12 protein-coding genes are annotated in these 13,072 nt (G+C 62.2%); all 12 read left to right on the forward strand.

What is annotated here, in order from left to right; genetic code table 11:
* The first annotated feature begins 80 nt into the window (after nucleotides 1-80).
* The 12 genes from GPA21_RS15560 to GPA21_RS15610 all read left to right on the forward strand — a co-directional run bounded on the left by GPA21_RS15560 (nucleotide 81) and on the right by GPA21_RS15610 (nucleotide 12,597).
* On the forward strand, nucleotides 81-512 hold the full coding sequence (locus GPA21_RS15560; RefSeq protein WP_168989046.1) for a response regulator: 432 nt from the start codon (nucleotides 81-83) through the stop codon (nucleotides 510-512).
* An 83-nt stretch (nucleotides 513-595) separates the two neighbouring features.
* On the forward strand, nucleotides 596-2,938 hold the full coding sequence (locus GPA21_RS15565) for a PAS domain-containing sensor histidine kinase (RefSeq protein ID WP_168989047.1): 2,343 nt from the start codon (nucleotides 596-598) through the stop codon (nucleotides 2,936-2,938).
* Nucleotides 2,935-3,570, forward strand: coding sequence for a response regulator (locus tag GPA21_RS15570; protein ID WP_168989048.1), 636 nt, complete (start codon nucleotides 2,935-2,937; stop codon nucleotides 3,568-3,570). The genes GPA21_RS15565 and GPA21_RS15570 overlap by 4 nt, the downstream gene beginning before the upstream one ends.
* A 184-nt stretch (nucleotides 3,571-3,754) precedes the next feature.
* A complete protein-coding gene (locus tag GPA21_RS21030) occupies nucleotides 3,755-4,153 on the forward strand; it encodes a response regulator (protein WP_339379782.1) in 399 nt (132 codons plus the stop codon).
* Nucleotides 4,154-4,680: 527 nt separating this feature from the next.
* Entirely contained in the window at nucleotides 4,681-5,349 is a 669-nt protein-coding gene (locus GPA21_RS21380) for a methyl-accepting chemotaxis protein (protein ID WP_422614160.1), read from the forward strand.
* Nucleotides 5,350-5,364: 15 nt separating this feature from the next.
* Nucleotides 5,365-5,733 (forward strand): response regulator, encoded by a 369-nt coding sequence (locus GPA21_RS15580; protein ID WP_168989050.1) that lies wholly within the window; start codon nucleotides 5,365-5,367, stop codon nucleotides 5,731-5,733.
* A gap of 7 nt (nucleotides 5,734-5,740) precedes the next feature.
* Nucleotides 5,741-6,049 carry an STAS domain-containing protein gene (locus GPA21_RS15585; protein WP_168989051.1) on the forward strand — a complete coding sequence of 103 codons (309 nt, stop codon included), beginning with the start codon at nucleotides 5,741-5,743 and terminating at the stop codon, nucleotides 6,047-6,049.
* Nucleotides 6,050-6,158: 109 nt separating this feature from the next.
* Complete coding sequence (locus tag GPA21_RS15590) at nucleotides 6,159-8,366, forward strand: chemotaxis protein CheA (RefSeq protein WP_246262000.1); 2,208 nt, start codon at nucleotides 6,159-6,161, stop codon at nucleotides 8,364-8,366.
* A 95-nt stretch (nucleotides 8,367-8,461) separates the two neighbouring features.
* Nucleotides 8,462-10,084 (forward strand): methyl-accepting chemotaxis protein, encoded by a 1,623-nt coding sequence (locus GPA21_RS15595; protein WP_168989052.1) that lies wholly within the window; start codon nucleotides 8,462-8,464, stop codon nucleotides 10,082-10,084.
* 62 nt (nucleotides 10,085-10,146) lie between these two features.
* On the forward strand, nucleotides 10,147-10,959 hold the full coding sequence (locus GPA21_RS15600) for a CheR family methyltransferase (protein ID WP_168989053.1): 813 nt from the start codon (nucleotides 10,147-10,149) through the stop codon (nucleotides 10,957-10,959).
* Nucleotides 10,959-11,492 (forward strand): chemotaxis protein CheD, encoded by a 534-nt coding sequence (locus tag GPA21_RS15605; protein WP_211163639.1) that lies wholly within the window; start codon nucleotides 10,959-10,961, stop codon nucleotides 11,490-11,492. Before GPA21_RS15600 ends, GPA21_RS15605 begins: the two co-directional genes overlap by 1 nt.
* Nucleotides 11,493-11,532: 40 nt before the next feature.
* A complete protein-coding gene (locus GPA21_RS15610) occupies nucleotides 11,533-12,597 on the forward strand; it encodes a protein-glutamate methylesterase/protein-glutamine glutaminase (protein ID WP_168989054.1) in 1,065 nt (354 codons plus the stop codon).
* The last annotated feature ends 475 nt before the right edge of the window (nucleotides 12,598-13,072 follow it).

The following is a 13,072-nucleotide window of genomic DNA, read 5'->3' on the forward strand; positions in this document are numbered from 1 at the left end:
GTGTATAAGAGACAGTCGCCATTCTGCTCGGCAGCGACAAGCGGCTCATCCTGCCGGGGCCGCGCTTCGGCGCACGTACGTTGCTGATTGTCGATGACGAGCCTGCGGTGCTGGCGATGATCAGCCTGGCGCTCGAAGGTGAGGACTACCGGGTGCTCACGGCACGTAGTGGACGTGAGGCGCTGGAGATACTGGCGAGCAATGATGTGCAGGTCGTCCTGACGGATGAGCGCATGCCCGAGATGAGTGGCGTTGAGCTGCTGAGCAGAATCAAGGCTTCGTATCCGAAGACGGTCCGGATCGTCGTGTCCGGGCAAGCTCATGTCGATTCGGTCGTCGAGGCGATAAACAAGGGTGCGATCTTCAAGTTTTTCACCAAGCCCTGGAACGAGGCGCAGTTGCGAGCGCAGATTCTTGAGGCTTTTCGACATCAGGAGATCGTGAGCGGGTGCTTGACGAGCGCCAGCGTGCTGGCTCGCTTCCAGCGCTCGATGGGCGGAGGGGAATCATGAGCACCTTGGCTCGATATCCGGTCCTTTCGGTCGATCCGGCACTTTGTCGGTTATCAGCAGGCGTTCGGGGAATCCGGTAGGACATGACTTCGGTAGCGACTGCGATCGTCGGCCTCGCTATCGTCGCTGGCATTCTGGTCTATTCCCGGTTCTCAGGTCCTTACGGCCGGTTGCGTGAGGTGGAATCCCAACGGCTGACCATGGTGAAGCAGCACGAATTGTTGCTCCACCATGCCGGGCAGGGGATTTATGGTCTGGATGCCAAGGGTTGCCTCACCTTCGTCAATCCCGCGGCCGAGTCGATGCTCGGCTACAGAGCCGGCGAGCTGATAGGCCGGTCCATGCATCCGCTCATGCACCATACCCGGCGAGACGGAACTTGCCATCCCGATGTTCTCTGCCCGGTCAGCCAGACCTTGCGTGACGGCGAAATCCGTCGAATCGAAGATGACGTTTTCTGGCATGCCGATGGATCGCCGCTCGATGTCGAGTATGTGGTTGCGCCGCTGATCGATGATGGCGCCATCACCGGTGCGGTCGTTCTGTTCAGCGACGTCGGCGAACGTCGGCGAGCCATCGAGGAACTCGCCCGCTGGCGGCAACTCATCGAGCATGCCGGCTGGGGAATCGCGGTCTGCCGTCCAGAGAGCGGGCAAATGGAGCTGGTGAATCCTGCTTTCGCGCGACTCCATGGACACGAGCCCGATGCGTTGAGAGGCTCCTCGATCGTCGACATGCTCGCCCCCGAATCAAAACCCGCGCTCGAGGAAACGATCAAGCGAGTCGAAGCGGAGGGGCATGTGCGCTTTGAGTCGCTGCATCAACGAAAGGGCGGAGAGGTGTTTCCCGCCCTGGTCGATCTGACCGCCGCGCCTGACTCGAGTGGCGGGGGGCAGTACTGGATCGTCAATGCTCTGGATATCAGCGAACACAAGAGTCAGGAGGAGAAACTGCGGCGGAGCGAAGCGACGCTGAGGATGGTGCTGGAGCGTCTGCCAGTCGGCGTCTGGCTGGCCAATGCCGACGGCGCCGTCACTTACGGAAACCGAGAGGGGCGGAGAATCTGGGGTGGAACAAACTCGACTGACGGGAGCGCCGCGGATTGGCCGGATGCGTGGCATGCCCAGGCGGGGCCAAGCGAGTGGGGCCTTGAGCGAGCGTTCAAGAAAAGGTGTGAAGTCGTCGAGGAAATTCTCGACATAAAGCATCCGGAGGGGGGTTCGAAGACCATCCTCAATTCCGTATTTCCGATGCTCGGTTCAACCGGTCGATTGGATGGCGCGATCATCGTCAATCAGGATGTTACCGCCGCACGTGAGGCGGATCGCGCGCTCCGCGAACGGGAAGCCAGCCTCGCCCAGGCCCAGGCGCAGGCGCACCTCGGTAGCTGGAAGCTGCACATGCAGGACGGCAGGCTCGAATGGTCCGACGAGTGCTACAGGATTTTCGGCATCGCACTCGGAGCACCCGTGGATCAGGCCCGAATGTTCGAATGTGTCCACCCCGACGACCGCGGATCCGTCGACCGGCAGTGGCAGTCGGCGCTGGCCGGAGCCTCGTTCGATGTGCAGCACCGCATCGTGTGTGGTGGCTTGACGCGCTGGGTGCGTGAGCGGGCACAGATCGAGTTTGATGCGGATGGGGCTCCCCGGTTTGCGCTTGGCACGGTGCAGGACATCAGCGAGATCAAGCTCAAGGAAGAGGATCTGCTGCGTTCTCGCCAGCTGTTGCGGGACCTCGCTGCGCACCATGAGCTGATTCGTGAGCAGGAGCGTACCCGGATCGCTCGTGAGATTCACGATGAGCTGGGGCAGTACCTCACTGCGCTGCGTATGGATACGGCGATGATCATGATGCGGTTCTCGGACCTCGATCCGGAACTGCAGCGGCATGCGGAAGGGATGAAAGGCACCATTGACCGGACGATCATGGTCGTGCGCGACATCGCGGCCAGTTTGCGACCCGGCGCCCTCAACATGGGCTTGGTGTCGGCCGCCGAGTGGTTGCTGAACGGTTTCGAGCAACGAACTGGCGTGCTCTGCCGGCTCGACGCGCCGACCGAAGACATGGGCCTGAATGATGCCCAGACAACGGCCGTGTTTCGCATCCTGCAGGAGTCGTTAACCAATATCGCCCGGCATGCGCACGCCAGCGAGATCGGGGTCAGCTTCGAGCAGTCGGGCGACACCTTCAGAATGCGTATTTGCGATGACGGGGTCGGCTTCGACCTCGGTGCCGTGGAGGACAAGCGGACCTTTGGCTTGCTGGGTATCCGGGAGCGTGCATTGATGTTCGGTGGGAGAGCGGAAATCGAAAGCCGGCCGGGAGCCGGAACCACGCTGAATGTGAGCCTGCCGCTGGAGCAGCGCGAACCGGTTGAAGCCGGCATGGATGACAGCGAGGAGAAGAGGAGGAAGAGGGGATGATTCGGGTAGTCGTGGCGGACGATCACTCAATCGTCCGGCAGGGTTTGAGTCGGGTGATTGCGCTCGCTTCGGATATCGAGCTTGTGGGGGAGGCCCGGGATGGCTGGGAGACGCTGGAGCTGGCCCGCAAAGGCGGTTTCGATCTGCTCCTGACCGACATGAGCATGCCCGGTCCCAACGGCCCGGAACTGGTCAAGCGGGTTCGCTCCGAAAAACCCGAGCTGCCGATTCTCGTCCTTTCCATGCACGGGGAAAGCCAGATTGCGTCCCGAGCGATCAAGGCGGGCGCTTCCGGCTATCTGACCAAGGATAGCGACCCCGAAATGTTGCTCGATGCGATTCGACGTTGTGCCTCGGGGGGGCATTTCATCGAGCCGGAGCTGGCCTCCAGGCTGGTGTTCGAAGGGGGTTCGGCTTCGACGGGTGGATCGCATACGCGCCTGTCCGACCGGGAGTTCCAGATCTTTCTGCTGCTCGCGCAGGGCGTCGGCGTGAACGAGATCGCCGAGAAGATGAACATCTCCCCCAAGACTGTCAGCACCCACAAGTTCAGACTCATGCAGAAAATGTCTTTCGAGTCGCTCAGCGAACTGGTTCGGTACGCGCTCAAGCATGAGTTGATCGAATCCTGACGCGCGGAGGCCGGCTCGCCTGCCGCCGGGCCTACAGTGCTGTAATCACCCGCTGTCGAAAAGGTAGGGATATTCCTACAGTCGAATCATTCCTGCCTGACCCTCAGGTGAAATAGCGACCGATTCCTGTGCTTGCGTCAGTCTGAAATCATGATGCCAACGATCCGCGTTGGGGAGTTGCATCGTGAAGCTGCTGATTGTCGACGATTCATCCGCCGTCTATCGACGGCTGATCGACCTCCTTGGCGGGGTGGAAAATTTTACGGCGCTGTCCGTCGCCAGGTCTCTCGAAGAGGTCACCGCGCGGTGTTGCGCATTGCGCCCGGACGCAGTCGTGCTGGACATCGACCTGCCCGACGGTGAGGGGCTTCAAGCGGTCGCGCTGATCAAGTCGGAGTGTCCCGGCGCATCCGTCTTCGTCTTCTCGAATCATCTCGAATGTCGCCCGCGAGCCATGGCGTCGGGTGTCGATGCCTTCTTCGACAAATCCATGGAATTCGAGGCGCTGGTTTCACAACTGCTGAAACTGTCGGCCGATTCCGCTGCTCGAGATGTTGCGGCAGGCAACGGGGGGCAACAATGAGCGTTGTCGAGCGGCCGGTTGTCGTGGCGTTGATGGGGGTCGGCTTGCTGGGTGCCGGCGTCACGGCATCGGTAGCGCCGGAGGGCGGACTCGTGAGCGCGGGGATTCCCCTGCTCGGGGCGATTCTGGCCGTCGTGGGTATGCGTTTGCCGGCGGTTCGTTTGCTACGCCGGACGGAAACGGCTCTGGTGCCCGGCGTGATTGCGGAGCCGGCCGTGGTGCCGGAACCGGCTGTGGAGTCCGTGACAAGCGAGGGAGAGAACCGGCTTGATGAACTCTGCGTCCGCGTACTGCCGATCTGGTCGCGCCAGATCGAATCGGCGCGGACCCAGTCGGAAAGCGCTGTTGCAAACCTGACGAACTCATTCGCTGACATCGACGCCCGCTTGAGTGCGGCCCTGGATGTTTATCGCAATGCGGCAGACGGAATGATCCGCAGCCAATCCGGCGAACAGCGCAGTGTCATCGAGTTGATTGACAAGGGGCGCAACGATCTCTCCGCGATGCTCGAGCGGCTTCGGTCGGGAATGGAGGCCCGTTCGGGGGTCTTCAACCGCGTCAAGGAGATCGCCAAGTTCACGAACGAGCTGAGGGAGATGGCCACGACCGTCTCGGGTATCGCGACCCAAACCAATCTCCTGGCACTGAATGCGGCCATCGAAGCGGCGCGCGCTGGCGAAGCTGGACGCGGTTTCTCGGTTGTCGCCGATGAGGTCCGGAAGCTCTCAACGCTGTCGGACAACGCTGGAAAACAGATCTGCCAACGGGTCGATGCAGTGTCGGGAAGCATTCTGGCAATCGCGCAGATGACGGAGCAGCAGGCCGGCCTGGAGGAACAGGCCATGCGCGATTCCGAGCTGATGATTCAGGGGGTGCTCACCGTGTTCGGGGATACGGTGGGGTATCTCACCCAGGCCGCCGCCGAGTTTCAGGATGAAGGGCAGGCCGTCCAACAGGCGATTGGCGAGGTAATGGTCTCCTTGCAGTTCCAGGACCGGATCAGCCAAATCCTCGGCCACGTGACGGCCGATCTCGGGCGTCTCGAAGCGCATCTTGCATCGGGCGAACAGGGGATCGATGTCGAGGCATGGCTGGATGACCTCGCGCGAACCTATACCACGCTGGAGCAGCAGGATCATCACCGGGGTGTTCAGAACAACAGTGCCGGTGCCGCTGCAGAAATCACATTCTTTTGAACGAAGAGGCAAGTCATGGCGAAGACCATCATGATCGTGGACGATTCGGCAACCTTGCGACAGGTCGTCGGGATTGCGCTGAAGGGCGCGGGCTATGAAGTCGTCGAGGCCTGCGATGGCAAGGATGCGTTGGGCAAACTCGACGGCAGAAAGATCCACTTGATCGTCTGTGACGTGAACATGCCGAACATGGACGGCATCACCTTCGTGAAGGAGATGAAGGCGATGGCGGGCTACAAGTTCACGCCGGTGATCATGCTCACCACCGAGGCGGGCGAAGCGAAAAAGCAGGAAGGGCAGATGGCAGGCGCCCGCGCCTGGGTGGTCAAGCCCTTTCAGCCGCCACAGATGCTCAATGCCGTCTCCAAGCTGATCCTGCCGTGAGCGCGCCATGGAACTGAAGAACGAATCCGGTCGGCTGTGCCCCGAAGGCGAGTTGACGATCTACTCTGCGGCCGAATGCAAGGATGCCCTGCTCGCCGCTCTCGAGGAGTCGGACGGCCTGGAGATCGACCTCGGCTCGGTGACCGAGATCGACACTGCGGGCGTGCAGCTTCTCATTCTTCTCAAGAGCGAGGCAAAGCGGGCGGGGAAAACGCTCACGCTGAGCCGGCACAGTGCGGCCGTCATCGACCTGACCGAGCTGTTCAACCTTGCCGGATGGTTCGGCGATCCCCTCGTGATTCCGGCCGAGCGATGATGACCAGAATGTGTCTCGACCGGTCGCGGTCCGCGAAACATGTCCCCGGGACGACCGATTCCCCCGGCGCCGGCGGAGTCGCCGCGCATCCAGTATCCGTGAGGTGTACATGAGCACGATGTCCGAAGCCCTGCAGACCTTTCTGGCCGAGAGCCGGGGTCTCCTCGAGGCCATGGAAGAAGGGCTGCTGAAGCTGGAGGAAATCCCTGACGACAGCGAGGCGATCAATTCCGTCTTTCGCGCGGCCCACACGATCAAGGGTTCGGCCGGTCTGTTCGGTTTCGACGAGATCGTCGCCTTCACACATGAGGCCGAGAGCGTTCTCGACAAGGTTCGCGATGGCGAACTGGCCCTGTCCGAGGCGATGATCGGTCTGTTTCTCTCATGCAGGGACCATCTGAGCCATCTGCTCGACCTGCTCGCGAGCGACTCCGATGCCGACGACGAGACTCGCCAACGGGGCGACGCGTTGGTGGCGCAGCTTTCTGCCTGCCTCGGCGGCGCGGGCTCGCGGTCGATGCCGGTGGAGCAGGAAGCCGTCTTCCATCGCGAGGGGGGCGACGGCGCGCAGGGCGATGCCTGGCACGTTTCGGTGCGTTTCGGCCGGGACGTGATGAAGAACGGTCTCGATCCGGCGTCGTTCATTCGGTATCTGGGTACGCTGGGTCAGCTGTCCCACGTCGAGACAGTGTTCGACGCAATGCCCCCGGCGCACGAGATGGACCCGGAGGAGTGCTATCTGGGTTTCGAGATCCGCTTTCACGGGGAGGTCGACAAGACCGAGATCGAAAGCGTGTTCGAGTTCGTGCGTGAGGACTGCGAATTGCGGATCCTGCCGCCGGGCAGCAAGCTCTCCGAGTATCTGCAGTTGATTCACGAGCTGCCCGAAGAGGATCTGCTGCTGGGTGATCTGCTGGTAAGAAGCGGTGCGATCACGCGTCGCGAGCTCGAAGAGGGCCTGGCGGTTCAGGGGCAGGAGAGCACGTCGGACGAAGCTGCTCCGCCGCTCGGCGAGATTCTCGTTGAACGGCAGGCGGTGCAGACGGAGCTGGTGGATGCCGCACTGGCGAAGCAGAAGGACGTTCGTCAGCGCCAGTCTCAGGAGGCCCGGTTCATTCGTGTTCATGCCGACAAGCTCGACAGCATGATCAATCTGGTCGGGGAGCTGGTGATCGCCAGTGCCGGCGTGGGCCTGATTGCCGGCCGGAACAAGGATGCCGCGATGATGGAAGCGGTCTCGGAGATGGCTCGCCTGGTCGAGGACATTCGCGACGGCGCAATGCGTTTGAGAATGGTCGAGATCGGTGAGACCTTCAACCGCTTCCGCCGGGTCGTACGCGACGTCTCGAAGGAGCTGGGCAAGGATATCGAGCTGATCATCAGTGGCGCGGATACCGAACTGGACAAGAGCGTGGTCGAGCGTATCGGCGATCCGCTGACGCATCTGGTGCGAAACGCGATGGACCACGGTATCGAGTCCGCCGAAACCCGGATTGCGCGAGGAAAGCCGGCGCGCGGTTCGCTACGCCTGAATGCTTATCACGAATCGGGCAGCGTCGTGATCGAGGTCGGTGACGACGGTGGAGGATTGAGTCGTGAGCGGATCGTCGCGAAGGCGCAGGAGAAGGGGCTGATCGAGGACGCCCAGGGGTTGAGCGATGCCGAAGTCTGGAACCTCATCTTCGAGCCCGGGTTCTCGACCTCCGACGCGGTATCCAACCTTTCGGGGCGTGGCGTCGGGATGGACGTGGTCAAGCGGAACATAGAAGCATTGCGCGGCACGGTCGAGATCGAGAGTCGTGCCGGGTCCGGCTCGACCTTCCGGATCCGCTTGCCGCTGACGCTGGCCATCATCGACGGATTCCTGATGGCGGTGGGTGAAGGCCATTACGTCGTTCCACTGGACATGGTCCTCGAGTGCGTGGAACTGGGCGAGGGTCGATCGTCCGATGAACCGGATTACATAAACCTGCGGGGTGAGGTGCTTCCGCTGCTGCGCCTGAGGGAGCACTTCGGACTCGAGGGGCCGGTCGTGCGTCGCCACAACGTGGTCGTCGTCCAGTGGGGTGGCCGAAAGGCGGGGCTGGTCGTCGATGAACTGGAAGGTGAACTGCAGGCCGTGATCAAGCCGCTCGGACGCATCTTTGCCGGCCTGCGAGGGCTTTCCGGGTCGACGATTCTGGGCTCCGGCGAGGTTGCTCTGGTGCTGGATGTGGCTCAGTTGCTCGAGCATGCAAGGCTTCGCGAGGCGGAAGCGGTGAGCGCCGTGTCCGTGGGCCGGACAAGTGAACGTACTGCGAACGCAATGACTGGCTGAACGGGGCCGATGCCTGTCCGCCTTGCGTCCCTGCGTCCCGACGTCGGGTTGTGTGGCGGATTCTTGAAGTGATTCCAAACCAGGAAATGATCGAAATGATCTCCAAAATGACCTTGAAATCGAAACTGATCCTGCTCCTGACGACCGCGATTGTCGCGGCGGGGTTGATCGCTGGCGCCGGCATGCTCGGCATTTCGAAACTGAGCCACTCCGTGAGTGAGATCGGCGAGGTCCGGCTGCCTTCGGTGCAGGGTCTGCTGACCGTGAGCGAAGGGCAGACGGCGGTTCGGGCGGCCAACTTGCTGACCTTGACCTGGGAGAACGATTACGCGGCCCAGGCACGATTTGCGAACGTGCTCAATGGCAAACAGGCAGCCTGGAGCCGGATCGAGTCGGGCTGGAAGCTCTATGAGCCCTTGCCGCAGACCACCGAAGAGGCGGTCCTGTGGGAGCAGTTCCTCGGCCAATGGTCCACCTGGCAGGAGGTCGATCGCCAGTTGACCGCAACGATCGAGGCCCTGAGCCGCAATCGCAGCCGGGAAGAGCAGGTCAACCTGTTCGAACAGTTGTTCGCTCAACTGGACCGGATCGCGCCCTTGTACGCGGCAACCGACGCGACGCTCGGCAAGATCGTCGATCTGAACATCTCGATCGGCAACCAGGCGGTCCAGGACGGACGTGAGGCCGAGCGTCAGGCAGTGGTGGCGATGCTTGCGGTTGCCCTCGGTGCCGCGCTGCTGCTGATCGGTCTCGGGGCAGTTGTCATTCGCAGCATCCTGCGCCAGCTGGGGGGCGACCCGATCTATGTGGCGGATGTGGTGAGCAAGGTTGCTGGCGGCGACCTGGGTGTTGCGGTCTCAGTCAGGCCGGGCGACACGGGTAGCACGCTGGCCGCGGTACGTGGAATGGTCGACAAACTGGGTCAGATCATCGGCGAGGTCCGTTCGGCGGCCGACAACCTTTCGAGTGTATCGGAGGAGGTCAGTGCGACGGCGCAGTCGCTGAGCCAGGGGGCGAGCGAGCAGGCGGCTTCGGTGGAGCAGACGAGCGCGAGCATCGAGCAGATGTCGGCGTCGATTGCGCAGAACACCGAGAACGCGAAGGTGACCGACGGCATGGCGGCCAAGGCGGCGACCGAGGCGACCGAAGGTGGCGAGGCGGTCAAGCGTACGGTCGAGGCGATGAAGAGCATCGCGGGCAAGATCGGGATCATCGACGACATTGCGTATCAGACGAACCTGCTGGCGCTCAATGCGGCGATCGAGGCGGCGCGTGCAGGCGAGCACGGCAAGGGTTTTGCGGTGGTCGCGGCCGAAGTGCGCAAGCTCGCCGAGCGCAGCCAGGTGGCAGCGCAGGAGATCGGGGAGTTGGCGGGTGGCTCGGTGGAGATGGCCGAGCGGGCCGGCAAGCTGCTCGACGAGATGGTGCCGAGCATTCGCAAGACCTCGGATCTGGTGCAGGAGATCACGGCGGCGAGCGAGGAGCAGAGCACCGGCGTGGGCCAGGTCAATATGGCGATGAACCAGCTCAACCAGGCGACGCAGCAGAACGCGAGTGCTTCGGAGGAGCTGGCGGCCACGGCCGAGGAGATGAGCGGGCAGGCCGAACAACTGCAGCAACTCGTCAGCTTCTTCAAGACTGAAGGCAGTCCGGCAATCTCGGATCGTCGTGAAGAAGGCGCCGTGGAATGGCGTCCCGGGTCGGAGGCCCTGGCATGATTGACGTCCTTCGCTGAACAGGAGACTGGCCTCGGCCTTTAACAGCCATGACGACGATTGCCATGGATACGGATGACGCCCAGCTTGTCCTCCGGGAGTCGGAGTTTGCGCAGTTTCGTGAGCTGATATACCGGATTGCGGGTATCAGCCTTGCGGATTCCAAGAAACCCCTGGTTGCCGGCCGGCTTCACAAACGTCTGCGGCATCATGGACTGGGAAGCTATGCCGAGTACTTCAAGCTGATCACGCAGCGAGACGATGAACTTCAGACTGCGGTCGACCTGCTGACCACCAATGAAACGCACTTCTTCCGGGAAGAGAAGCATTTCCACTTCCTGCGCGACCGCGTCCTGGCCGAACACCCGAAAGGGCGCACCTTTCGGGTCTGGAGCGCGGCATCATCCAGCGGCCAGGAGGCATACAGCCTCGCCATGTTGCTTGCCGACACGCTTGGCGAAAGGCCATGGGAGGTTTTCGGCTCGGACATCAGCACGCGTGTGCTCGATCAGGCGCGGTCGGGACAGTACCGCATGGCCCAGGCGCACGAAATCCCCCAGCCGTATCTGCGAGCCTATTGCCTCAAGGGCGTTGGACGCCAGGAAGGCACCTTCATCATGGATCCGGGCATCCGCAACCGGGTGAGCTTCCGGCAGATCAATCTCAACGAGCGTTTGCCGGACGTCGGCGTCTTTGACGTGATCTTCCTGCGAAACGTGCTCATCTATTTTCAGAACGAGACCAAGCGTGCCGTGGTCTCGCGCTTGATCGAACGGCTGCGCCCAGGTGGGTACTTCGTGGTCGGGCATTCGGAGAGCCTGAATGGGGTCGTGGCCGGGCTCGACCCGGTGGTTGCCTCGGTATACCGGAAACCCTGATGCGCGAACCGCCGCATGTGATCGAGATCTTCCTGCAGCCGGGGGAGTGGTGGTTTGGCGATGAAGATACGCGTATCCGCACGGTTCTGGGCTCATGTGTCGCGGTCACGCTATGGCATCCGCAACGTCGAATCGGCGGGATGTGCCACTTCATGCTTCCGAACCGCGCGCGGCCACGCGACGGTGCGCCAGACGGGCGTTACGGCGATGAGGCGATCGAGGCGCTGGTTGGCGAAATCCGTCAGGCGAGGAGTGCCCCAGCCGAGTTCGAGGCGAAACTGTTCGGTGGCGGCAGGATGTTCCGGCATGTCGGCGCGGCCAGCGGGCGCAGCCCCTTTGCGCCGGTGCATGACCGAAATGTAACGGCGGCGCGGTCGCTGGTGCAGCGTTACGGTTTCGCGGTCAAGGCGGAGCACATGGGGGGAGAGGGACATCGCCAGGTCATTTTCGATTTGTGGAGCGGTCATGCGTGGATGAAGCACACGCCCTTGGCCAACCCCTCGCTCCGCTCGGGCGACACGATATCAGGCTGATGTCCGGATCGATCATTCCAGACCCGTTGAGAGGCTTTATTTGAAAACGATACGCGTGATGATTGTGGATGACTCCGCCACGGTGCGACAGGTGCTGTCGGCGGTGCTTGGTTCGGCCCCGGATATGGATGTGATCGCCACGGCACCCGATCCGCTGTTCGCACTCGACAAGATGCGCCGGGACTGGCCCGACGTGCTCGTACTGGACGTGGAAATGCCACGAATGGATGGGCTGACGTTTCTGCGCAAACTCATGGCCGAGCGGCCGACGCCCGTCGTGATCTGCTCGACCCTCACGGAGAAGGGGGCTGAAACGACGCTGCAGGCTTTGTCCGCCGGGGCGGTGGGAATCGTCGCAAAGCCGAAGATCGGCCTCAAACAGTTCTTCGTCGACAGCAGCAACGACCTGATTGCGCAAGTGCGGGCGGCCGCTCGTGCCCGCGTTGGACGGCTCGTTGCGCCGCCGCCCCCACGCCCCCGTTTGGGACTCGATGCGGTCCCGATGGCTCCCGCTCAGGCAATGTCGGTGACAACGGACAAGGTGATTGCCGTGGGCGCCTCCACCGGAGGGACACAGGCTCTCGAGCGCTTTCTTTCCGCATTACCCAGGGTGACGCCGGGGATCGTGATCGTTCAGCACATGCCGGAGAAATTTACCGCAGCGTTTGCCGAACGCGTCAACAGCGTCTGTGAACTTGAGGTTCTCGAAGCACGAAACGGCGACCGTGTCATCCCGGGCCGGGCGCTCATTGCGCCAGGTGGGCGGAATATGATGCTGCGTCGTAGCGGTGCCCAGTATCAGGTTGAGGTCGTCGATGGTCCGCCGGTCAATCGGCACCGCCCATCGGTCGATGTGCTGTTTCGCTCGGTCGCGCGATTCGCCGGCCAGAATGCGATGGGGATCATCATGACCGGGATGGGTGACGACGGAGCTCGCGGAATGAAGGAGATGCATGACGCAGGCGCCCTGACGATTGCCCAGGATGAGGCCACCTGTGTCGTCTATGGTATGCCGAAAGAGGCGGTAAAGCTTGGAGGAGTGCGCCGGAGCGTGGCATTGGAGGCCATCTCCCAGGAGGTGATTGCCTATGCAAGAGGCATTTAACCTGCATTCTCGCACTTTCACGGCTGCGGCCACCGATGCGCTCTTCGTGGCACGCCGTAATCCTTTGCGTCAGTGTGAAGAATCCGGGCTCGAGAATCAGGCGCTGCGTTTCGCGAACTGACCCGGCGCATGGTCTCGGTAAGCTTCGAGGCAGCTGTGCTGCCCCGTGCCGCCTTGGACTTGCCTGTGCCTGTCGGGATCGCTGTTCTGTGCAACCGATGATCGCCCGGCGGGCGTTGAGCATCAGCGTGGTGACAGCAAGTGCACGGAGTGCGTGCTATTCTCTTTGCCGATTGACCAGCGAATGCGCGTCCCCCGGACGCGTTTGCTTTTTTTGTCGGTATCCGCGCACGCTTCGAGATGCGCGAAACATCGATCTTCACCCCTGATTTCAACTTCTGGCCGAACATGGCTGCCTCCGCCGAAGTCCTGCCGCCTTCCTCTGCCTGTTTCGCGTTGCTGGACGATGCCGAGG

The sequence above is a fragment of the Azoarcus taiwanensis genome (assembly GCF_012910885.1).
GTDB classification, from domain to species: Bacteria; Pseudomonadota; Gammaproteobacteria; order Burkholderiales; family Rhodocyclaceae; genus Azoarcus_F; species Azoarcus_F taiwanensis.